Origin of the sequence: Telmatobacter bradus, from assembly GCF_048629425.1 — a bacterium.
Taxonomy (GTDB): domain Bacteria; phylum Acidobacteriota; class Terriglobia; order Terriglobales; family Acidobacteriaceae; genus Telmatobacter; species Telmatobacter bradus.
Genome location: NZ_CP184532.1, coordinates 539,292 through 560,103, shown reverse-complemented (window position 1 = coordinate 560,103; position 20,812 = coordinate 539,292). Strand labels below are relative to the sequence as shown.

21 protein-coding genes and 1 riboswitch are annotated in these 20,812 nt (G+C 58.3%); of the genes, 6 read left to right on the top strand and 15 right to left on the bottom strand.

The features are described 5' to 3' along the window. Positions 1 to 137: 137 nt before the first annotated feature. Positions 138 to 235, top strand: a riboswitch (TPP riboswitch). A gap of 81 nt (positions 236 to 316) precedes the next feature. Genes ACOBR2_RS02465 through pnuC form a run of 3 tightly spaced genes read left to right on the top strand, consistent with a single transcriptional unit; the run spans position 317 to position 4,428 of the window. Beyond that, positions 317 to 2,638: a TonB-dependent siderophore receptor gene (locus tag ACOBR2_RS02465; RefSeq protein ID WP_420238486.1), complete on the top strand. Its 2,322-nt coding sequence runs from the start codon at positions 317 to 319 to the stop codon at positions 2,636 to 2,638. Then, a complete protein-coding gene (locus ACOBR2_RS02460) occupies positions 2,639 to 3,814 on the top strand; it encodes a phosphotransferase enzyme family protein (protein ID WP_420238485.1) in 1,176 nt (391 codons plus the stop codon). Next, the gene (gene pnuC, locus ACOBR2_RS02455; RefSeq protein WP_420238484.1) at positions 3,811 to 4,428 is read left to right on the top strand and encodes a nicotinamide riboside transporter PnuC; all 618 of its coding nucleotides are present in this window, start codon (positions 3,811 to 3,813) and stop codon (positions 4,426 to 4,428) included. Before ACOBR2_RS02460 ends, pnuC begins: the two co-directional genes overlap by 4 nt. 128 nt (positions 4,429 to 4,556) lie before the next feature. Here pnuC and ACOBR2_RS02450 read toward each other — a convergent pair whose 3' ends face one another. Beyond that, positions 4,557 to 5,510, bottom strand: a complete 954-nt coding sequence (locus tag ACOBR2_RS02450; protein ID WP_420238483.1) for an NAD(P)-dependent oxidoreductase — start codon at positions 5,508 to 5,510, stop codon at positions 4,557 to 4,559. 263 nt (positions 5,511 to 5,773) lie between these two features. On the opposite strand from ACOBR2_RS02450, the gene ACOBR2_RS02445 reads away from it, so the two are divergent. Further along, positions 5,774 to 6,871 carry an FUSC family protein gene (locus tag ACOBR2_RS02445; protein WP_420238482.1) on the top strand — a complete coding sequence of 366 codons (1,098 nt, stop codon included), beginning with the start codon at positions 5,774 to 5,776 and terminating at the stop codon, positions 6,869 to 6,871. Here ACOBR2_RS02445 and ACOBR2_RS02440 read toward each other — a convergent pair. The 8 genes from ACOBR2_RS02440 to hisI all read right to left on the bottom strand — a co-directional run bounded on the left by ACOBR2_RS02440 (position 6,857) and on the right by hisI (position 13,358). After that, positions 6,857 to 7,534, bottom strand: coding sequence for a HisA/HisF-related TIM barrel protein (locus ACOBR2_RS02440; RefSeq protein ID WP_420238481.1), 678 nt, complete (start codon positions 7,532 to 7,534; stop codon positions 6,857 to 6,859). The genes ACOBR2_RS02445 and ACOBR2_RS02440 overlap by 15 nt on opposite strands. Further along, positions 7,528 to 8,307: an imidazole glycerol phosphate synthase subunit HisF gene (gene hisF, locus ACOBR2_RS02435; RefSeq protein ID WP_420238480.1), complete on the bottom strand. Its 780-nt coding sequence runs from the start codon at positions 8,305 to 8,307 to the stop codon at positions 7,528 to 7,530. The genes ACOBR2_RS02440 and hisF overlap by 7 nt, the downstream gene beginning before the upstream one ends. Beyond that, positions 8,304 to 8,921, bottom strand: a complete 618-nt coding sequence (gene hisH, locus ACOBR2_RS02430) for an imidazole glycerol phosphate synthase subunit HisH (protein WP_420238479.1) — start codon at positions 8,919 to 8,921, stop codon at positions 8,304 to 8,306. Before hisH ends, hisF begins: the two co-directional genes overlap by 4 nt. 15 nt (positions 8,922 to 8,936) lie before the next feature. Continuing rightward, positions 8,937 to 9,590: an imidazoleglycerol-phosphate dehydratase HisB gene (gene hisB / locus ACOBR2_RS02425; RefSeq protein ID WP_420238478.1), complete on the bottom strand. Its 654-nt coding sequence runs from the start codon at positions 9,588 to 9,590 to the stop codon at positions 8,937 to 8,939. An 8-nt stretch (positions 9,591 to 9,598) separates the two neighbouring features. Then, complete coding sequence (locus ACOBR2_RS02420) at positions 9,599 to 10,672, bottom strand: pyridoxal phosphate-dependent aminotransferase (RefSeq protein ID WP_420238477.1); 1,074 nt, start codon at positions 10,670 to 10,672, stop codon at positions 9,599 to 9,601. Beyond that, positions 10,665 to 11,957, bottom strand: a complete 1,293-nt coding sequence (gene hisD / locus ACOBR2_RS02415; RefSeq protein WP_420238476.1) for a histidinol dehydrogenase — start codon at positions 11,955 to 11,957, stop codon at positions 10,665 to 10,667. Before hisD ends, ACOBR2_RS02420 begins: the two co-directional genes overlap by 8 nt. Before the next feature lie 182 nt (positions 11,958 to 12,139). Next, positions 12,140 to 13,015, bottom strand: a complete 876-nt coding sequence (gene hisG, locus ACOBR2_RS02410; RefSeq protein ID WP_420238475.1) for an ATP phosphoribosyltransferase — start codon at positions 13,013 to 13,015, stop codon at positions 12,140 to 12,142. Continuing rightward, a complete protein-coding gene (gene hisI, locus ACOBR2_RS02405) occupies positions 13,008 to 13,358 on the bottom strand; it encodes a phosphoribosyl-AMP cyclohydrolase (protein ID WP_420238474.1) in 351 nt (116 codons plus the stop codon). Before hisI ends, hisG begins: the two co-directional genes overlap by 8 nt. A 230-nt stretch (positions 13,359 to 13,588) precedes the next feature. On the opposite strand from hisI, the gene ACOBR2_RS02400 reads away from it, so the two are divergent. Beyond that, a complete protein-coding gene (locus ACOBR2_RS02400) occupies positions 13,589 to 13,951 on the top strand; it encodes a ComEA family DNA-binding protein (protein ID WP_420238473.1) in 363 nt (120 codons plus the stop codon). 65 nt (positions 13,952 to 14,016) lie between these two features. Here the strand turns inward: ACOBR2_RS02400 and ACOBR2_RS02395 are convergent, their stop codons facing one another. The 4 genes from ACOBR2_RS02395 to ACOBR2_RS02380 all read right to left on the bottom strand — a co-directional run bounded on the left by ACOBR2_RS02395 (position 14,017) and on the right by ACOBR2_RS02380 (position 17,386). Beyond that, entirely contained in the window at positions 14,017 to 15,171 is a 1,155-nt protein-coding gene (locus ACOBR2_RS02395; RefSeq protein WP_420239961.1) for a S1C family serine protease, read from the bottom strand. A gap of 90 nt (positions 15,172 to 15,261) precedes the next feature. Further along, positions 15,262 to 15,957 (bottom strand): dephospho-CoA kinase, encoded by a 696-nt coding sequence (gene coaE, locus ACOBR2_RS02390; protein ID WP_420238472.1) that lies wholly within the window; start codon positions 15,955 to 15,957, stop codon positions 15,262 to 15,264. Further along, positions 15,958 to 16,386 (bottom strand): DinB family protein, encoded by a 429-nt coding sequence (locus ACOBR2_RS02385; protein ID WP_420238471.1) that lies wholly within the window; start codon positions 16,384 to 16,386, stop codon positions 15,958 to 15,960. It abuts the gene before it with no gap. A gap of 85 nt (positions 16,387 to 16,471) precedes the next feature. Further along, the gene (locus ACOBR2_RS02380; RefSeq protein ID WP_420238470.1) at positions 16,472 to 17,386 is read right to left on the bottom strand and encodes a bifunctional 5,10-methylenetetrahydrofolate dehydrogenase/5,10-methenyltetrahydrofolate cyclohydrolase; all 915 of its coding nucleotides are present in this window, start codon (positions 17,384 to 17,386) and stop codon (positions 16,472 to 16,474) included. 342 nt (positions 17,387 to 17,728) lie between these two features. Between ACOBR2_RS02380 and ACOBR2_RS02375 the strand changes: the two genes are divergently transcribed. Beyond that, positions 17,729 to 18,586 (top strand): HDOD domain-containing protein, encoded by an 858-nt coding sequence (locus tag ACOBR2_RS02375; RefSeq protein WP_420238469.1) that lies wholly within the window; start codon positions 17,729 to 17,731, stop codon positions 18,584 to 18,586. Positions 18,587 to 18,668: 82 nt separating this feature from the next. Here the strand turns inward: ACOBR2_RS02375 and ACOBR2_RS02370 are convergent, their stop codons facing one another. After that, the gene (locus ACOBR2_RS02370; protein ID WP_420238468.1) at positions 18,669 to 20,246 is read right to left on the bottom strand and encodes an ATP-binding protein; all 1,578 of its coding nucleotides are present in this window, start codon (positions 20,244 to 20,246) and stop codon (positions 18,669 to 18,671) included. Between the two features lie 12 nt (positions 20,247 to 20,258). Next, positions 20,259 to 20,807, bottom strand: a complete 549-nt coding sequence (locus ACOBR2_RS02365; protein WP_420238467.1) for a YfiR family protein — start codon at positions 20,805 to 20,807, stop codon at positions 20,259 to 20,261. Positions 20,808 to 20,812: the final 5 nt, after the last annotated feature.

Sequence of the window (20,812 nt, the reverse complement as noted above, 5' to 3'; positions counted from 1 at the left end):
GGCCATGCGAAAAAACACAACCAAACCCGCGCCCCAAGCGGCGATTCCCCGGTTTTCACAAGAGACGAAATGCAACATATTTGGTGCAGTTATTTTCCACCCGTTTGCATCCACTTTCGGGAAGTGTTTCAATGAGCTTATTGAAACAGGGGTGCTCCACTGTGGTGGGGCTGAGAAAACACCCTAGAACCCGATCCGGATAATGCCGGCGTGGGAAGCTTTCAGGGCTTTGTGGCTCTATATGCCGCTTGGCCTCCTCTTCTTCCTCCTTTCCGTGTTCCCCTGCTTCGATCCGTTTTTGTCGAAGGGGGTCCCCATGTCTTCCAGAACTCATACCCTGCGTTTGTCCGCGGTTCTTGCCACCACATTGCAGCTTGCGCTCTTTTCCGCAGGCGCGCAGACGGCAGCCCCGCCGCAAAATGCACCCGGTGCCACGCAAACCAAACTGCCCGGCGTAACCACCACCGTCGTCGTGCATGGCGAAAGCAAGGACGATTACCTGCCGGAGACGCTCACCGTGGGCACACTCGACGGCATGGAGATGAAGAACGCTCCGCTATCGGTCACGGCCGTCACCCGCGAACTGCTCACCGACCAGGGCGCACGCGTGCTCAGCGACGTCATCAAAAACGATGCTTCGGTGGGCGAAGACTACGCCCCGGTGGGCTACTACGGCAACTTCCAGATGCGTGGCTTTCCTCTCGACCTGGCCACCGGGCTGCAAATCAACGGTCTGACCATCGCCGGTGAGCAGGACGTTCCGCTCGAAAACAAGCAGAGCGTCGAATTCCTGAAGGGACTAGCTGGCGTGGAGAGCGGCGTGGCCTCGGCCGGTGGACTGATCAACTACGTCACCAAACGCCCCACAACCATTGAAGCCGTGGATCTAGCCACCGATCAGCGCGGTTCCAGCTACGGCGCCGCCGATCTTGGCCACCTCTTTGGCGCGCGCAAGCAAGTGGGCGCACGGCTCAATCTGGCCGGAGAACGCATCCAGAGCTACGTCAATGGTGCCGACGGCTGGCGCGCTGTGGGCACGGGCGCGGCGGACTGGAAGATTGACTCCCACTCCACACTGACCGCCGACTTTGAGTACCAGCACAAGAACGAACGCTCGGTCAGCGGCTATGAACTACTGAACGGAACCGCACTGCCCGACATTACGCAGATTTATCCCTCGACGATGCTCGGCTTCCAGAGCTGGGCCAAGCCCAACACCTTTGACACCTACAACGCCTCGGCCCGCTATAGCCGCGATCTGACCCACGGCTGGCGCGCCCAGGCGGCCGGAAGCTACAGCCACTCGCTCATCGACGATAACGTGATCTACGCCTACGGCTGCAGCTACGAGGCTGCCTGCGCTGGCACCGCCGGTAACACCTTTGCTCCCGATGGCGGTTACGATATTTACGACTACCGCAATCCCGGCGAGTTACGCATCGACGCCGTGGCACAAGCAGTGGTGAGCGGGCAACTGCACACCGGCACTCTCACGCATGAGATCAGCGCCGGCGGCGAACTCTTTCTGCGCAACGTGCGCATGCCTGGCTTCTATACCTACGGCAATCCATCCTCAACCGATGGCGTTATTCAGGATGGCGGGGTAGACGCCTACATCGGCTCCGACAACATCTATCAACCCGTCACACCGCTCGACTTGAGCGTGGTCGAGAATCCCCACCAGCAGGCCGGCCCGCGCCGTTTGTACGAAGACAATCATCAGGCCGCGCTGCTTCTGCAGGATCGCCTGCGCCTGCCCGGCCATATTCAACTGATCGCTGCCGGCCGCTACGATGCGCTGCACGATCACAACTATTCGAACTGGGCTACGCACCCGACGAATTCGCCTGTCTTCACCGACAAAAACATCTGGCTTCCGCAGTTTGCCGCCACCTATAACCCGACTGAAAATCTGACTTTCTATTCCAACTATGGTGTGCTGCTCTCACTGGGGCCCGAGGCTGCATGGTGGGTCGACAATGCCAACCAGTATCTTGCTCCCTTCTTCACCCGGCAAACGGAAGTGGGCGCCAAGTACGGCTTCAACCAGCGTCTACTGGCCACTGTGGCACTCTTCCGCATGCATGCACCCTTCTTTTATCCGCGTGTGCTTACTGTAGCCGACAGCTACTGCCCCACGGGCGCGGCAGGCGACTTCTGCTTTGAAGCCGATGGCCATGAGCACCACGAAGGCATCGAGCTGAACATGGAAGGCAAGGCCACGCGCTGGCTGCGCTTGACGGGCTCGGCCACGGCCATGAATGCAGAATCGGTCGATACATCCACGCCCACCGACAATAGCAAGCAGGTAACCAATCAGCCGCATCTGCGCACAACCGTTTTTGCCGATGTGCTGCTGCCGCACGCAAGGGGTCTGCATCTGCTGCCCGGCTGGAGCTACACCGGCCGCAAGGAAGCCGCCAATGACGACAGCATAAGCGCACCCGGCTACAACATCTTCAATCTGGGCGCGCGCTACACACCCGGCGGCGATCAGGGGCACATCACCTACCGCATCTACGCCGACAACATTACCGATAAACGCTACTGGAAGGACACTGGCTCAAGCTACGGCGACACCTTTGTCCATCTGGGGGCCCCCACGACAGTTCGCCTTTCGGCGCACTACACTTTCTAGATGAGCACTGCTGCACAGGTTCACGGAATGGATGGCTCGCTGGTTGCATGCGACTGGCCGCCGATCACGCTCGACGAGCTGACCACGCTCTTTGCACGTCTGCCTGGCTGCGGCCAGCCCCGGCGCATCCTTTCCGTGAGCCCACGCCCCTTTTCCGCGGCCTGCGTGGTAGAAACCAACGCGAGCCACATCTTCGTCAAGCGCCATCCGCGCTCGGTGCGCTCGGTCGATGGCCTGGAGCAGGAGCATCGCTTCATGGCCCATCTGCGGGCCCATGGAGCGCCTGTCCCCCACGTCTACAGCAGTGAAGAGGGCCACACCGCGCACGCGCAAGGCGAGTGGACCTGCGAAGTACACGAGGTTCCTCAGGGTGTGGACGCCTACCAACAGGCGATTTCCTGGACGCCCTTTCACACCGCCGCGCATGCCCACTCTGCCGGTTTCATGCTAGCCCGCCTGCACCTTGCCGCCGAGGGCTATTCCGCACCAGCACGCTCCATGCAGCCGCTAGTGGCCAGCTTTTCCATCTTTGCGTCAGAAGATCCCGCGCATGCTCTGGAGCACTACCTGGCCGCACGGCCCGCGCTTACGCGCCACGCCAATGCGCGCCGCTGCGCGCTCGAAGCGCTCGACCTGCTCGCGCCTTTTGCTGCGGAACTACAGCCGCTGCTGCCTGCGCTTCGGCCCCTGTGGACGCACAACGACCTGCACGCTTCGAACATGCTCTGGTCCAGCGCCGCATTCGATGCTCAGGCTGTGGCCGCCATCGACTTTGGCTTGGCCGACCGCACCAATGCCGTGCACGACCTGGCCCATGCCATCGAGCGCAACATCGTGGAATGGCTCACGCTGGTGAACGATCCCGTGCATCCCGAAGCGGTAGCGATTCATTTCGACCACCTTGAAGCCTTGCTCACAGGCTATGAATCGGTGCGGCCACTCCGCCGCGAAGAAGCTGCCGCGCTTGCGCCTATGCTGGCGCTCTGCCATGCAGAGTTCGCACTCACCGAAGCCGATTACTTCCTCGGCCCCCTGCACAATGAAGAACGCGCGCCCTCCGCCTACGACGCCTATCTTGTCGGCCACGCACAGTGGTTCCGTGGCGCAGGTTCAAGGCTGATTGAAGACCTTCGTACGTGGGCGGCCAAACGCACCTTTGCGGAGGCTATGCAATGACCTCTCTGTTTTTTACCTGCGTGCACTATCTGGCCGCCAATGCGCTGGAAACCGCAGGCATGCTCTTTACGCTGGCCGGAATCTGGCTAACCACACGACGGCTGATGCTCTGCTGGCCCATCGTGCTGGCCGCCGACCTGCTCTATCTGCTGATCTTCTTCCGCGCCCAGCTCTATTCCGATGCGCTGCTGCAGATTTTCTTTGTTGCATTCACGCTCTACGGATGGTGGCACTGGGCGCGCGGCGTGCAGGAAGACGGCACAGTGTGCGTGGAACAACTCAGCATGCACGGCTGGATCAAAGGCCTTGTCGCGGGTGCGATGGGCGCGGTGCTGCTCGGCTGGCTGATGGTGCGAGTGGGCGCGGCGCTGCCCCATCTGGATGCGGCACTGACGGCCTACAGTCTGGTGGCAAGCTGGTGGCAGGCGCGCAAACATCTGGCCAACTGGATTCTCTGGATTGCTGTCGATCTCATCTACATCGGCGAATACATTTACAAAGGACTCTATCTAACTTCCCTGCTCTACGCCTTGCTGGTTTTGCTGGCCGTGCTTGGCCTGCGCGACTGGAGCCGAGCTCCACTGAACATGCATACCGCACAGGCTGCCGACTAAGTTTCAGCATCCATTCAGAAAATTGACGTTCAAAAAGATCGCGCAAAAATCCCCGTTCGTCGCGTATTTTCACGCAGCCAAACGGGGATTTTTTGCAGAAGTGAAGATCAACGTCCCGGGTTCGGCACCTAATTCAAAAGCTCCTCGCCCTTGCGATAGCGTGCGAGTTCCTCCGCGGCAACCTGCAGCGAACGCGGCGCAAATTGCGGCGTGGAACCAGCCACATGCGGCGTAATCAACAGATTCGGGCAGGACCACAGCGGATGGCCTTCGGGCAACGGCTCAGGGTCGGTCACGTCGAGCGCGGCGCGGACTTTACCAGCCTGCAACGCGGCCACCAGCGCATCCGTATCCACCACGGGACCACGCGCTGCATTCACCACCAGCGCTCCCTGTGGCAGCAACTCTAGCTGGCGCGTGCTGATCAGATGACGGCTTTCAGCGGTAAGCGGAAGAATCAGAATGACAACCTCTGCCTTGGGCAAAAGACTGTCGAGTTCGCTGACCGCATGCACGGCAGGATCTTTGCGTGGACTGCGGGCTACCCGCGTCAACTCTACATGAAAAGGTTCAAGCAACCGTTCGATCTCCTTGCCGATTGAGCCATGGCCCACCAGCAACACGCGCTTGCCAGTCAGTTCCTCCAGCATCACAGGAGGATAAAGCGGACGCTGATCGCCGGTCATCACAGCATACTGCGCGGGCGATTCGAAGCGCCGCTTCCATGCGCCCTGGCGCCGTACTTCGTCATAAAACGGCAGGTGCTTGAGCATGGCCAGAATCGCGGTCAACGTCCACTCCGCCGTGCTGGTGGAGTGCGCACCGCGGCCGCTGCAGATGATCACGTCAGGGCCACAGGTTCCCGGAATCCACTCCGTGCCCGCCATCAGACTGAGCACGAGTTTCACCCCGCGCAGCTGCGGCCAGATCTTCACAGCTTTATTCGCGTAAGGGTCAGGAATCCACACATCGAGTTCTACAGTGTGGTCCAGTCCATCGGGCAACGCAATCAATTCAACATCTTCAGGAAATACGCCGAGCATTTCGACGGGAATCACAGCAGGGTAACCAACACGCAACATAGGTGATCTCTCCGCTCCTTGCCTTCATGCTATCGCAGCACAGTGCCAGAACGGAGCAACGACAAGTGCGCTGAAGAGCATGAGCGGGATCACAGCGCGGGGATGCCGACATGCGGCATCCTATTTTATGAGACAATATTGCACCAGGATACCGCATGCGCCTGAGAAGTAGTAAGACCTATTCGCAGCATGAACTTGCCGTAAAACTGCGACTAAAAAAAAGTAAGATCGCCGGATTTATTTCACCCGAACATGTGCGCCTCATGATTCACGCTGCCAAGATAGCCCTGGCGGCCTCGATCAGCTGGTGGATTGCCACGTGCATCGGGCTCCCTGATGGCTATTGGGGATCGATCAGTTCGGTCATCGTTCTGCAGTCTAACTTTGGAGCTACGGTCACGGCCAGCCGCGATCGTTTTCTGGGAACCATCATCGGTGCGATTGTTGGCTTCTCCTGCTCTTTGTTCCTCACTACACCGTGGAACTTCATGCTGGCCCTGCTGATCGCCATCACCTTCTGCGGCCTGATCGGATTTCGCGGCAGTATGCGACTGGCGGGCGTCACCATCTGCGTTGTCATGCTGGTGCATGCATCTGGACCTCGCTGGCAGCTTGCCTGCTTCCGCGTTTCCGAGGTAATGCTGGGCATTGCCACCGCGCTTGTGATCAGCACCGTGATTCTTCCTGATCGCGCACGGCTCCATTTACGCGATGGACTGGCGCAGGAATATCTTGTGCTCGGCTCCTATTTTGAGGCCATTCTGGAAGGTTTTGGCGGCACACCCCGCAAAGATCTGTCCACTTTGCGTAACGAAGTCTCTGCACTGCTGCGCGACAACAATCAGTTGCTTCAGGCCACACGCAATGAGCCTTCCGGCGGCCCCGGATGGAGAGAAGGCCTGGGGATGATCCTGCAGTTCGGCCTGGGACTTTTTGAGGCCTTGCGCGCCCTGGATTTCGCAGTGCAGGACAGCCACAGCGACGATTACGCGCAGCAACTCGAGCCTGAACTTGGCCATCTGGCACTCGATATCCGCTCCGGATTTCATCACGTAGCGCGCTGCATTCATAAGTGGCGCTTTGATATTTCGCCCCAAGGCATGAACCTCGAAAAGGACATCGCTGACCTGGAAGCACGCATGGACAGCGTGCGCCACAAGGGCATTGGCTTTTCGCAGGCCGAGATTCTGCGCGCCTATGCCGTACAGTTGCATTTGAAGCAGATTGCCCGCCAACTGCGCGCCTCGCGTGTAGAAACGTGGCGCGCAATCGGCAACCATGTGCCGCACGAATCTCATCCGACTCCCGCAAGCGAACAAACAGCTTCCGAGATCGATCAAAACACTTCAAACTGCGAGTAGATTGGTATAGACGGCCATGCCGGCCACGGCATCCACGTTCAACGCAGCCAGCGCATCAATCTCCTGCTGGCTGCGAATCCCTCCGGCCACAATCAATTGCTTGGCAGTAAGCTTGCGCAGGCGCTCGGCCACATCCAACGGAAAGCCCTGCAGCATACCCTCGCCATCTACATGCGTGTAGAGAAACGAAGAAACATAAGGGTCGAGCGCAGGAATCGCTGCGTCTGGCGTCAGCTCCACCTGCTCCTTCCATCCCTTCACGGCAATGCGTCCGTTCTTGGTGTCAATGCCGGCAACAATCTTGTCCGCGCCCACGGCTACTGCAAGTTCAGAGGCAAAAGCAACGTCCACCTTGCCATCCGCAGTGAAAAGTTTTGAGCCAATAATCACGCGCTTGGCACCTGCCGCCAGCACCTTCTGCGCACGTTCAACGGTGTGAATTCCGCCACCTGCCTGCACCGGCAAACGCTTGGCAATCTGCTCCACAAGCGCAGAGTTGTCGCCCTGACGCATGGCCGCATCCAGATCAATCAACTGCACCATCGGGTAGCGCGAAAACTTTTCGATCCAGAAGTCAAAGTCGTCGAAGGCGAGCTTGAGTTTTTCACCGCGCACCAGTTGGACGATGCGTCCACCCAGCAAATCAATCGAAGGAATCAGCATGGCAACCTCACGGAAACGCCGGCCCGGGCCAGCTCTTCTTTGAGCGAACGCGCGCTCGAAATACCAAAGTGAAAGATGCTCGCAGCCAGCGCCGCATCGGCCTTGCCCCGGCCAAATACATCTACAAAATGATCGACCGTTCCAGCACCACCAGAAGCAATCACGGGAATGCTCACGGCCTCGCTCACCGCTGCAGTCAACTCGCAATCAAATCCAGCGCGCGTGCCGTCGGAGTCCATCGATGTGAGCAGAATCTCGCCCGCACCACGCTGCTCGGCCTCTCGCGCCCACTCCACAACGCGACGCCCCGCGGGCTTGCGGCCGCCCTGCACGAAAACTTCCGCATCGCGCACTGGATCGGCCGCCTGCGGGTTGCGTCTTGCATCAATGGCTACAACCACTGCCTGCGCACCAAAGCTGCGGCCAATGTCGTCGATGAGCAATGGATTTTTGAGCGCGGCAGAATTCACACTCACCTTGTCGGCTCCCGCATTGAAGACCTGTTCCGCATCCTGCGCTGAGCGAATGCCGCCGCCTACACAGAAAGGCACAAAGAGTTCCGCAGCCGTACGGCGCACTGTGTCGAGCAGCGTGGAGCGGCCTTCATGCGTAGCCGTAATGTCGAGCAGCACAATCTCATCCGCACCCTCGCGGGCATGACGCGCGGCCTGCGTAGCCGGGTCTCCCGCATCCACAATGTCAACGAACTGCACGCCCTTGACCACGCGGCCATCGCGCACGTCCAGACAGGCAATAATGCGCTTGGTAATCATGCAGCCTCCTTCGGCGTCCACTTCAGGAAGTTCGAAAGAATCTTCAATCCCGTGGCTCCTGATTTTTCCGGATGAAACTGCGTGCCCATCACATTGCCACGCTCAACCGCAGCACTGAAAGGTTCAATATAAAAAGTCTTTGCCGCCGTATCCGCTGTGAGTGGCGCACGGAAAGAGTGAGTAAAGTAGACAAACTCGCCCGGTTCAACTCCAGCAAGCAGCTTTGAATCCGGCCGCGTTTCCAGCGAATTCCACCCCACATGCGGGATCTTTTCCGTGCCCTCCGTGAAGTGCTCCACGCGCTCTGCGAAGTAGCCAAGACCGGGCTGCTCGGACGCTTCACTTGACCCGGCAAAGAGCCACTGCATCCCCACGCAGATGCCAAGGAATGGAATCCCCTTGGCAATCGACGCGCGAATCGCGCCCGTCAATTCGGTATTATCGAGCCGCGCAGTCGCTGCAAAGTGGCCCACGCCGGGAAGAATAATCTTCTCTGCGCTTTCAACCAGAGAAAGATCGCCGTCCGTGACAATCGTCTCTGCGCCCAAGTGGTGCAGGGTCTTCAAGACGCTGGTCAGATTGCCTGCTTTGTAATCAATCACCGTAACACGCATGAAGTCTCCGTAATATTAGAGCAGACCCTTTGTTGAGGGCAGCATTTCTCCTAATTGCTTGTCGCGTGAGCAGGCCGTGCGCATGGCGCGCGCAAATGCCTTGAAGATGGCTTCAATCTTGTGATGATTGGATCGGCCATACATCGTCTTCACATGCACGTTGGCGCGTGCGCCGCGAGAAAACGCTTCGAAGAAGTCCGTCACAAGCTCTGTCTGCAGATCGCCTACCAGGCGCGTACGCACCTTGGTATCGACCACATAAGCAGCACGCCCGCTCAGGTCAACAGCGGCAATCGCCAGCGTCTCATCCATCGTCATCAAAAAGTAACCGGCGCGCAGAATGCCGCGTTTGTCACCGAGCGCTTGATCGAAAGCCTCACCAAGCACAATGCCCACATCTTCGACGGTGTGGTGCTGATCCACGTCAAGGTCGCCGGTGCACTTCAAATCAAGATCGAATGCGCCGTGTCGCGTGAACAGCTCCAGCATGTGATCAAAAAAGCGAATGCCGGTGGAGACGTTATAGCGGCCTCCACCTTCAAGGGTGAGCTTGAGCGCGATCTGCGTCTCGGTGGTATTGCGCTCTACCGCAGCACTGCGCAGACTTCCCACAACGACTTTGGGCGCGGCAGTTTTCTTTGCTTTTGTCGGAATTTTCTTCGTAGCCATCAGTCTCCTTACGAGGCGCGCAGTACGGCCATGGTCTGCTTAAGCGCAGCAATCGCGCCCTTGATCTGCTCGCGAGTGCCCATGGTGATGCGCACTCGGCCTTCGCAACCAGGATCGGCGGAACGATCACGCACCAGCACTCCAGAAGCACGCATGTGCTCAACAAATTCCTTGTGCTTTGCGCCAATGTCGACGAGCACGAAGTTCGCCTGACTAGACCAGCGGCGCACATTGAGCGCATCGAGTGCGGCTTCGAATTCGCTGCGTGCAGCGCAGACCTCCGCCACATACCAGTTCAGATATTCTTCGTCGGCAAGCGCGGGCGGCAGGCAAGCCAGTGCCAGCGAGTTCACGCTGTAAGGCGAAAGTACGCGACGAATCCACTGCATCAGCTCAACTGGACCAGCCAGTAGGCCAAGACGCAAACCTGCAAGCCCATAAGCCTTCGAGAAGGTGCGAGCCAGCATCAGATTCGGCACCTTGCCGATCAGATCAATGACAGTTTCACCGAAGAAGTGGAAGTAAGCCTCATCCACCAGCACCACAGCCTGCGGCGCACGACGCGCAATCTCCAGCAACTGTTCCCGTGTGGCTACCGTGCCCGAAGGGCTGTTGGGATTGGCGATGGCAATGATCTTGGTGCGGGGCGTAATGGCTGCCAGCAGCTTTTCATAGGGAAAAGCAAGATCATCGTCGGCAAGCACCGGAACAGCTTTGGCATCGGTGGCCGAAGCATAGACCTCGTACATGGTGTAAGTAGGAACGGGCAGCAGCAACTCATCGTCTGCTTCAAGAAACGTCTCGAAGAGCACGTGAATCGCTTCATCCACACCGTTGGTCAGCACGCACTGCGCGGGATCGAGTCCGAGCGTGTTGGCGACAATCTTCTCTACCGGCTCGCGTTCCGGATAAAGCGTGAGCGCTCCGGTGGTGATGGCATTGAGCGCTTCACGCACTCGCGGCGAACAGGCCAGCGTGTTCTCATTGAAGTCCAGACGCAGCACATCGCGTTTGCCAAGCGGCGGATGATATTCCTTCATGGCCTGCACACGCAGGCGCGGTGCGAGAGTTGCTTTAGCCACGTTTGCCTCCTTTGCCGAGGCGCACACGAATGGCTTCAGCATGACCGACGAGTCCTTCAGCCTCAGCCAGCAATGCGGCCTTGGGACCAAGCACCTTCATAGCAGCAGCGTTGTACTCCTGCACAGTAATCAGCTTGACGAAGTCGTTCACACTAAGCCCGCCACGCACACGCGCAGTACCACCCGTGGGCAGCGTGTGATTGGGGCCGCTGATGTAATCGCCCATGGGCTCTGCGCTCCAGCGTCCCACAAATACCGAGCCCGCATTCACCACCCACTGCGAGTCGCTGGCCGCATCCACCGTCAGGTGCTCGGGTGCGATGCGATTGGTGATGGAACGCGCTTCCTCCACACTCTCCGCCAAAATCACCAGACCGTTTTTATCGAGCGATTCCTTCGCCACCGCATTGCTCGCGGCACGGCGATCCGCTTCCTCGATCACTTCTTTTGCCAGTTCTTCGCGCGTAGTGATGAAGATGGCCTCAGCCTCGGGATCGTGTTCGGCCTGCGCAACAAGGTCGCTGGCAATGTCAACTGCGCGGCCCTTTTCGCTTGTCACAACAATCTCGGTGGGCCCAGCTAGCATGTCGATGGCGCAATCAAATGCGACCAGACGCTTGGCGGCAGTAACGTAGAGATTGCCAGGACCCACGATCTTGTCTACGCGCGCAAGCGACTCCGTACCGTAGGCCAGCGCGGCCACGGCATGCGCTCCGCCTAGACGATAGAACTCGGTAATGCCCAGCATGTGCGCAGCGGCAAGCGTCTCAGGCGCGGGTCGCGGTGAAACCACCACGATGCGCTCCACACCCGCAACCTGCGCGGGAATCGCAGTCATCAGCAAAGTGGAAGGCAGCGGATGACGACCGCTGGGCACATAGCAACCGACGGAACCAAGAGGACGAACAAGCTGGCCCGTGATGAGGCCTTCAATCGGCGATCCGTGCCACGACTGCGGAAGCTGTCGTTCGGCAAAACCGGCAATCTGCTCGGTGGCAATGTTGAGCGCTTCGCACATGGCGTCGTCGAGGGAATCCCACGCCGCCTGCATCTCTTCGGGCGTTACCCGCAGAGCTTCCAGCGAAGCATTCTTCACAAGCTGAGCACCATCGAGTTTGGCTGCATAGCGCAACAGTGCGCGGTCGCCATTTTTGCGCACATCGGCCACAATACGCCGCACGGCTGGCAGCACTGTATCGAGTGCCGCTCCGCCACGCCGCTCTAGCGTGGCCAGCAACTCCGCTGTTTGCCGCGCTCCCCGTCCTTTGGTTCGGATCAGTTTCATCGTTTGTTCCGTTCGTTCAGTTGCGTACTACGGTTGAAAATCGAATTTTGAAGAATTTTAAAACAAGGGCTAAAGCCCCGAAAGTTTTCTGGCTAATCTTGCGGCACGACTGAAGTCATGCCCAGTTACAAATCCCCCGAAAGAAAAATCCGGGCTACGCAGAGCGCAACCCGGACATTTTTCTACAGCACGACCTTGTTCAGCGGATACTCAACGATACCCGCGCCACCAGCGGCCTTGAGCGCAGGAATCACGTCGCGGGCCACGCGCTCTTCCACAATAGTGTTGACCGCAACCCACTCGGAGTTGCTCAACTGCGAAACCGTGGGCGAGTTCAGCGCGGGCAACACGGCCAGCACCTTCTGCAAGTCCTGCTGCTTCACGTTCAGCATCAGGCCCACCTGCGATTGCGCGTCGATTGCGCCGCGCAGCATGGTGGCAATCTGCTCGATTTTGCTCTTCTTCCACTCGTCGGCAAGTGCTGGCTTACCAGCGATCAGATGCGTCTCGCTCTCCATCACCGTGTCGATGATCTTGAGCTTGTTGGCGCGCAGTGAGCTACCCGTCTCGGTCACTTCCACAATAGCGTCGGCCAGAATCGGAGGCTTCACTTCGGTTGCGCCCCAGCTGAATTCAACCTTGACGTTCACGCCCTTCTGAGCGAAGTAGCGCTTCGAGACTTCCACCAGTTCCGTGGCAATGGTCTTGCCTTCCAGGTCTTCGGCCTTTTCAAAGCCCGAGCCCTCGGGCACGGCCAGCACCCAGCGCACTTTGCGGCGGCTCGTCTTGGCGTAGGTGAGCGAAGTAACACTGGTCAGTTCCAGACCCGACTCAACTACCCAGTCAATGCCGGTAAGGCCAGCATCGATTACACCCTTGTCCACGTAGCGCGCCATCTCCTGCGCGCGGATCAGCATGCACTCAATCTCGCTGTCGTCGATGGACGGAAAGTAGCTGCGTCCGTCCGCGTAGATGTTCCAGCCAGCGCGCTTGAACAGCGCCATGGTTGCGTCCTGCAGGCTTCCCTTGGGAAGGCCAAGTCTGAGCTTGTTAGCCACGTGCTTCCTCCGTATTCAGTTCGATCTTTTTGGTAAAGCAGCTTACCGTACCCTCGTGACAGACCAGACCGTCACCCTCGACTTCCACGCGGAAGACGATGGTGTCGTTGTCGCAGTCGGTGGCCGCGGTAATCACCTTCAGGCGATTGCCGCTCGATTCGCCCTTCATCCAAAGCTTCTGGCGAGTGCGGCTCCAGAAGGTTACATAGCCGCTCTCCAGCGTCTTGGCATAGCTGACGGGATTCAGAAAACCCAGCATCAGCACTTCGCCCGTGCCTGCATCCTGCACAATGCCCGGGACGAGTCCATCCATTTTTTCGAAATCAATCGTAGGGTTGCTCATTGTCTTTTTCCTGGTCCTGATTGAGATTTTGTGGCGTAAACGCAAAAAACCCGCTGGCGATAGTCGCCGGCGGGCTGGGTGTAGTCCTAACTCTGAGGCCGCGTTATTTTGGGCCGAAGCAGTCCGCCGACATGGAATGTCCATGATGGTGGTGATGGCCGTGATGAAGGCTGGTCTGCATCTTGATCTTGAAATTACATGGAATCCGATTTGCTGTCAAATAAAAATTCTTGCATCGTGAAAACAAACAGAACACAATGCTAGCCGTGCGCCGTTTATTTTTACTTTTCGCAGAAGGCTTGCTGCTGCATAACTTGTGCAGTGCCTCCTTCTGCCAGGAGAAATATACCGAACGATTCAGCAGCACTTCTTTTGCCGCACAATCGCTTCCGGCAGAAGACCGGGTCGACATCAATCATGCCAGCATGGATGAATTGCTCAAGGTTCCCGGCCTGACAAAAACATGGGCCGGACGCATTGTGCGCTACCGGCCCTACAGAACCAAACAGGATTTACTGGACAAAGGAATCGTCCCGGAGGCGGTCTACGAACGCGTCCGGAACGACGTGATTGCGCACCGCGAAAAGCAGTAGCTCCCGGCCCTCAGCCTTCTACTGCCAACACCGCGGGCTAACGGACCAGCAGACTCGCTGACTCGCTAATTATTCTCGTGGGCCTCGCCCAGGATCAGCTTGAGGCTAATCTGGCGGCGGCCGCGCAGGATGGTCACGCTGATGGTGTCGCCGGCCTGATGACGATCCATGAGGGCGTTAATATCCTGCGGATCAGCCACATCCTGACCATCGATGGCCACAATCAGGTCACCGCCCAGCATGATGGGCGTGTTGCCCACGTAAGCCTGCTGATTGCCGCCATGCAGCCCCGCGCGTTCGGCCGCGCCGCCGGGAACCACCTTCTGGATGAGCACTCCGTAGTCGGCGGCCAGCCCCATCTGCGAAGCAAGATCAGGGCCGATGGCATACGAGACAATGCCGAGCGAGGGACGCTTGACGCGACCGTAGCGGGCAAGGTCAGCCAGCACGGCCTTGGCCGTATTGATGGGAATCGCAAAGCCAATGCCGGAACTTTGGTCCGCGCCATTCGAGGCGATCATGGTGTTGATGCCGATGACCTCGCCATGCGAGTTCAGCAGCGGTCCGCCGGAGTTGCCGGGATTGATGGCTGCATCGGTCTGGATGGCGTCTTCAATGGGGGCTCCGTCGCTGGTCTTGATGGAGCGGATGGAACTGATGATGCCGCGCGTCATGGTGCCGGCCAGGCCAAAGGGATTGCCGATGGCGTAGACCTTCTGGCCCACGTTCAGGTCAGCAGAGTCGGCCAGCGTGACCGGCTGCAGGTCGGGCGCAGAGATCTGCAGCAGGGCCAGATCGTGGCTCTTGTCACTGCCAATCACCGTGGCCTTGTACTTGCGCTTGTTGGCCAACTGCACTTCAATGGCGCCCGAACGGTTGGCGCCTTCGATGACGTGATAGTTAGTCAGAATGTGGCCGGACTTGTCGAGGATAAAACCCGAGCCCTGCCCCTGTTGCGGCACCGTTCCATAGAAGAAGTTGAAGACCAGCGTGGTACTGGTGATGTTCACAACGCTCGGCAGCACGCGCTTGTAGACAGCGATGTTGTTCTGCTCTTCGGTGTCATAGGCAGGGGCGGCCTGGGCCTCGGTAAGCTCCAGTGGCGATCCACTGCCGTGGCCAAAGAAGCGGGCCAGCGAAAAGCGTTCAGGCAGGTGCGTGAGGAGGAAGGCAAAGCCCAGCCCCAGCACAACAATCAAAGCAATACGGCGCAGGTTCATGGTTCGCAGACTCAGCATGTTTTTCCGCTTCCAGAAACAGATACGGCTTTCCGCCGCGATGGTTCCACGCCGGTCGGCCGTTGCTGCTCTCTATTCTAAAGACCGCGGCGAGGCAAAATCGTTATTTTCGGACTGCAGTTGACTCCAGATCGCTGCGGTTTTGCGGCGCAGATCGTCCAGATCTCCGGTATTTTCAAGCACATAATCGGCCCGGGTAGCCTTTTCCGCGTCGGAAATCTGATGGGCGAGTCGACGGCGGGCGTCGGCTTCCGCAGCTCCCCGGCCAAGCCCCGAGTCGGCCACGCGGGCAATGTAACGGGCAATGCGCACTTCTTCCGGCGCGGTAACGACGATGATCTTGTCAATACGGCTACGCCAGTCGGCCAGCAGGCCGCTGGTTTCGCCGCGCAGTCTGGCGTCCCGCTCCACCTCGAAGATCAGCGCCGACTCCACCACCGCAATGGCCGCCGGAGCTTGGGCGAAGAGCGCATCCATCCACGCCTGCTGGGCCTGCAAAACGCCGGGATGGATGAGAGCATTCAGTTCCTGCAGACGGTCTTCCTGAAAAGCAATGCGGGCCAGCGCGGCACGGTCCAAACGACCATCGGCGGCAACCACCTGCGGGCCAAAATGCTGGGCGATGGAGGCAAAAACAGCTTGACCGGGCTCCATTAGGGTGCGACCCAGCTCATCGGCCTCAATCAGCTGCGCACCCAGTGAGCGCAGGCAGGCAGCCACGGTGCTTTTACCGCTGGCCAGCCCGCCAGTAAGCCCTACACGCAGCATCTAGGCAAGCTCTCTTTCAAGGGTCTGCAGGTGTTCGTCGCGATGCCAGCAACGGAAGAGCAGATGCTTCTGCCCGCTGGCTTCAATGGCAGACACCAACGCTGGATTCAGATCTTCCAGCGCATGATCGATGATTTCAGCATTTTTCCGCGCCAGCGCTCCGGCGGATTCAAGAGGAATCGAGCGGCTCAAGGAAGTGATCGCCGCATTGATGGAGTCGATATTCGTGCTGTCTTGGGGAGCTTTCCCCTGCTGCCAACCATGCAACCAGGAAAGAGCATACGCATCCCAGAAGGCAAGATGAACAAGCACATCGGCAATCGTCCAGCCATTGGCCAGCCGATGCGCCAGCTCGTTGGGACCGAGCCGGTCAAGCAAGGCGTTCAGGCGCGCCAAAGATGCGGAGTTTGCGCTACGGTAGTCGTCCATTCAGCCTCCTATAACTTGCTGCCCCCCCCTAACCGCCAGAATAAAGACGCGGCGAGGGTGGGGCACCCGATCCTTTGTGTAATCTCTAAAGCCCGCGCCGCATTCTGGCAGCACGCGCGGTGTTGGCCATCAGCATGGCCACGGTCAACAGTCCCACGCCGCCCGGTACAGGCGTATAAGCGCCGGAAAGCTCGAAGGCGCGAGGATCGATGTCGCCCACAATCACCGAGCCGCGCTTGGCAAAGGTGGCTTCACGCTTCTCATTGCCCTTGAAGAAGCGGTCGAACTCTTCGCGGGTGTTCAGGCGGTTAATGCCCACATCCACCAGTGTTGCGCCGGGCTTGACCATCTCCGGCGTGATGAAGCCGGGCCGACCGATGGCAGCCACCAGAATGTCGGCCTGACGGGTGATCGACGGCAGGTCGGCGGTCTTCGAGTGGCAGATCGTCACGGTGGCATTTTCATGCAGCAGCAGCATGGCGGCAGGCTTGCCCACAATGTCGCTGCGGCCCACAACCACGGCGTGTTTTCCCGCGATGGCGATGTTGCTACGCTTAAGCATCTCAATGATGCCGGCTGGCGTGCAGGGAGCCAGCGCGGGGCGGCCCGACTGCAGGCGACCGGCGCTGATCGGATGGAAGCCGTCGGCGTCTTTTTCGGGCGCAATAGCGTCCAGCAGGCGCTTGGTGTCCACATGCTTGGGCAGCGGCAGTTGCACCAGAATGCCGTCGATCTCGTCGCGGCCATTCAACTCAGCGATCAGGGCCAGCATCTCCTCAGTGGTTACCGACTCAGGCGGCGTAATCTGCTCACTGTGAATACCCAGTTCATGACAGCTTTGCACCTTGTTGCGCACATAAATCTCGGAAGCGGCCACATTGCCCACCAGCACCACGGCCAGACCGGGCTTGACGCCCTGGGCGGCCAGTTTTTCCACTTCTTTTTTCACATCCTGCTTGATGGCCGCCGAGATTGCGGCTCCGTCCAGAATCGTTGGCATGCTTTCTCCCCAAAGATTCATCGTACCGCGACGGAGGGCAGAGCTCCAGAGGAAGGGGACAAAAGTCTGCCTGCGGGGAAGAAATGGCTACCCTTTTCTGCGCAAAAACCTTGCTAAATCCCCCCTGCAGGAAGCCTGCATGTACGGAAGGACAGAAGATCAGTGCTCCGGTTGCAACAGAGAGAATCGCGGCCGTCTTACTGTCTGAATTCCATACACTATAGAAAACGGGCTTTCTTGCCGAAGAAAGCATATAAGAAACCGGCAGTGCGGCGACAAACTACTTTGCCCTGCCTACAAAGACTCAACCTTGCAAAAGTATTCTCCCCAAAGGCGATCCTGATGAACATTGAACCGAAAACAAATACAAAAGCGAATATGCCGTGGGCACACTTGCGCCTGCCGCCCTTTCCGCAGGTAGCGGTTCGTGTTTTGAAGCTGGTGAATAATGAAAACGTACAGCTGCATGAGTTGAGTGACCTAATTGCGGCCGATCCTGCCTTTGCCAGCGAAGTACTGACAGTAGCCAATTCCGTTCTGTATGCTCCGCGCTATCCGGCCTATAACATCCTGCAGGCTGTTGCTGTGCTGGGTGCCAACGTACTGCAGGGCCTGTGCGTAACCGTGGGTGTGCGTGCCTACCTGGGCAAGGCCATGAGCTTTCCGGTATTGAAGCACCTGTGGCACCACAATCTGGCCTGCGCCGTAATCTCTGAAAAATTGGCCATTGCAAGCTCACTCGACAAGGACACGGCGTTTACCGTAGGCATTCTGCACGACATCGGCCGCGCCGCGCTGGCCGTAATTCAGCCCCAGGAATATGCGGCCTTGCTGAACCGGCATCAGGGTTCCCCGGAGAGCCTGCTACCGGAGGAACGCGAGCTTTTTGGCTGGGACCACTGCGAAACAGGCCGCCAGATGGTTGCCAACTGGAACCTTCCTCAGGAGTTTGTCGATGCGGTCTCGCACCATCATGACCCTCGCCAACAGGATGCGCCGTGGACGATTGCCGAGGTAGCGCATGCAAGCTGCAGCATGGCAAACGCCATCGGCTTTGCGGCCTTCCCGGGATGCGTTCAGGCGGACTATGAGGCGCTACGGCAAATGCTGCCCGCGGCTGTACAGGAACGCTTCTACACCATCGCAGATCCACTGGTAGATGAAGTACATAAAGCGATTCACGCCATCGAATTCCTGTAAGTTGCCCATGTAACAGGGCCCTACAACTCCCCCTATGCAAATCAGGAAGAACTTGCGCTGCGCCTGAACCCTTGTGAGCCTCTCAGGCCGTTGCGGAGGAAGCAGAAGGGACAGAATCGCTTGTGCGCAGTTCTGTGTCCGGCAGGTGAATGCAGAAGGTTGACCCTCGACCTAACTCGGAATCAACACTGATCCAGCCGCCCATCATTTCGATCAACTTTTGACTGATGGCCAGGCCAAGCCCAGTGCCACCATGGCGTCGCGTGGCGGAAGAATCCACCTGCGTGAATGCGGAAAAAAGCCTCCCCAGATCTTCCTTGGCAATGCCGATGCCGCTGTCTGTCACCTCCCAGAGAATGTACTTCGCACCATCTTCCACAGCCTGTCGTACACGCAGTGTGACCCTACCATCGGCGGTGAATTTGCAGGCATTACTTAGAAGGTTCAGCAAAGCCTGACGAAACTTGAGCGCATCCACCTGCACCCGATGAGAAGGAGCGTCAACTTCCACGGCAAAGAGGTTGCTCTGCTTGCGAGCCAGTGGATGAATCGTGGAAGAAACCTCGCTGACGATCGCGTCAATGGAAATCATTTCAAGGGCAAGCTCAACTCTGCCAGCTTCGATCTTCGACAGATCCAGAATGTCGCTAATCAGACTGAGCAGATGCTTGCCGGCTGACTGAATCTTGCGCAGATCGTCGGCCTCGCTTTGATCGCCGCGTTCTTCGGCATCTTCTTCCAGCATCTCGCTGTAGCCAAGAATCGCGTTGAGCGGAGTACGCAGCTCATGACTCATGTTCGCCAAAAAGGCACTCTTGGCGCGGCTCGATTCCTCGGCCTGCAGCTTGGCATTCAGCAGGGATTGCTGAATCACCTCGCGCTCGGCAATCTCGCGACGCAACTGCTGCGTGCGTTGCCCTACGCGCTCTTCCAGTTCATCCTGGGCGTGCTGCAGCTTCAAATCGCGCTGATGGATCTGCTCCATCATGGCATTGAATTTCCCAATCAGGACGCCAGTTTCATCGTCGCTTTTGCTGGAGGCACGCAAGGCATAGTTGCCGTTTGCCGACACCAGATTGGCGATGGCCGTCAGATGCAGGATAGGGTCAGAGATTACCTTCTGCAGGCTGAAGGAAAACAGAAAAGACAGCAACGCAACACCAAACAAAACCAGAAGGCTGAGCGCACCAAAACGCAGCAGTCTGGAGTACATTTCCTGCAGACTAACCTGCAGCAAAAGCTGACCACTCACCTCATTGTCAAGCAATACAGGGTAAACAATATTCAACGAGCGAAGCGTAAAGTGCACGCCATCCTCCCGCAACGTGGCAGGACAGGAGGTAAAGTCACTTTTACGTTGATAACTGGCAAACAGCGCACCATTCTTGCTGTACATGCAGGCGCGCTCAATGCGGGACTCGGAACGCAGAGAATTCAGCGTCTCTGTTGCAGCTTTTTCATCGTCAAAGGTCAGGGCCGAAACCGAGTTGTCGGCCACAATCTGCGCGGTGGCCAACTCTTCCGAGACCAGCGTTTCACGGTACGAAATGGTCAGATAGAACCAGAAAATAAGACAGGAAAGCGTGAGCGCAACCGTGGCATTGACCGTAAACAGAAACACCAGTTTCTTTCGTATGGATGTGCGCCACGAGCCTGGCATCTTCGTCTCCTGTTAATGGGCCACTGCAGCAAGGCGCAGCAGCTTGGAACTGATGGTGAGGCTGCTGGCCTGAGCCAGTTGCAGGTCCACCTGAATTTGAATGTGGTTGTCAATCAGCGGCAAACCAATGATTACGCCAGGATCTCCCAACTGACGTTCGCTGACGGTTAAAACAGAGGTATGGGAAAGACTCGCCGCAAAGCCGCGAAAGAACTTTCTTTCACTGGAAGGCACATAGAGCAGGTGACACTGCTCGGCCTGTGCAGAAGTGGAAACATTCAGGATGGAAACCGGGCGTCCTACCACCTGCTTGCCACGGAAGGCCGTGTTCAGCGCCGGACCAAAAGCACTGTCGCCCAGGTAGCAGGCAAGAAAAGGTTTTTGCGAATCACCCAAACGACTGGCCGGCCAATCAACAAACCGCGTGAGGTTGAAGAGCATGGCGGCGCGAATCTGCTCCTGATCTGCGTTTTCGGTTTGCGCACGCGCAACCGTGGCGCACCCCATCCCTGTGGTCAACCACAGGGAGATCCAAAGTGCAGCGCGCAGATGCACTTTCATACGCA

Coding starts and splice junctions, on each gene's coding strand:
- hisF (WP_420238480.1), bottom strand. CDS start 8,307: ATGATTACCAAGCGCATTATTGCCTGTCTGGACGTGCGCGATGGCCGC.
- ACOBR2_RS02370 (WP_420238468.1), bottom strand. CDS start 20,246: ATGCCAGGCTCGTGGCGCACATCCATACGAAAGAAACTGGTGTTTCTG.
- ACOBR2_RS02440 (WP_420238481.1), bottom strand. CDS start 7,534: ATGCTGATTCCTTCGATTGATTTGCTGGGTGGACGCATCGTCCAACTG.
- ACOBR2_RS02385 (WP_420238471.1), bottom strand. CDS start 16,386: ATGGACGACTACCGTAGCGCAAACTCCGCATCTTTGGCGCGCCTGAAC.
- ACOBR2_RS02460 (WP_420238485.1), top strand. CDS start 2,639: ATGAGCACTGCTGCACAGGTTCACGGAATGGATGGCTCGCTGGTTGCA.
- pnuC (WP_420238484.1), top strand. CDS start 3,811: ATGACCTCTCTGTTTTTTACCTGCGTGCACTATCTGGCCGCCAATGCG.
- ACOBR2_RS02465 (WP_420238486.1), top strand. CDS start 317: ATGTCTTCCAGAACTCATACCCTGCGTTTGTCCGCGGTTCTTGCCACC.
- hisI (WP_420238474.1), bottom strand. CDS start 13,358: ATGAGCAACCCTACGATTGATTTCGAAAAAATGGATGGACTCGTCCCG.
- ACOBR2_RS02375 (WP_420238469.1), top strand. CDS start 17,729: ATGAACATTGAACCGAAAACAAATACAAAAGCGAATATGCCGTGGGCA.
- ACOBR2_RS02395 (WP_420239961.1), bottom strand. CDS start 15,171: ATGAACCTGCGCCGTATTGCTTTGATTGTTGTGCTGGGGCTGGGCTTT.
- ACOBR2_RS02380 (WP_420238470.1), bottom strand. CDS start 17,386: ATGCCAACGATTCTGGACGGAGCCGCAATCTCGGCGGCCATCAAGCAG.
- hisB (WP_420238478.1), bottom strand. CDS start 9,590: ATGGCTACGAAGAAAATTCCGACAAAAGCAAAGAAAACTGCCGCGCCC.
- ACOBR2_RS02365 (WP_420238467.1), bottom strand. CDS start 20,807: ATGAAAGTGCATCTGCGCGCTGCACTTTGGATCTCCCTGTGGTTGACC.
- hisD (WP_420238476.1), bottom strand. CDS start 11,957: ATGAAACTGATCCGAACCAAAGGACGGGGAGCGCGGCAAACAGCGGAG.
- ACOBR2_RS02450 (WP_420238483.1), bottom strand. CDS start 5,510: ATGTTGCGTGTTGGTTACCCTGCTGTGATTCCCGTCGAAATGCTCGGC.
- coaE (WP_420238472.1), bottom strand. CDS start 15,957: ATGCTGCGTGTAGGGCTTACTGGCGGGCTGGCCAGCGGTAAAAGCACC.
- ACOBR2_RS02445 (WP_420238482.1), top strand. CDS start 5,774: ATGATTCACGCTGCCAAGATAGCCCTGGCGGCCTCGATCAGCTGGTGG.
- hisH (WP_420238479.1), bottom strand. CDS start 8,921: ATGCGTGTTACGGTGATTGATTACAAAGCAGGCAATCTGACCAGCGTC.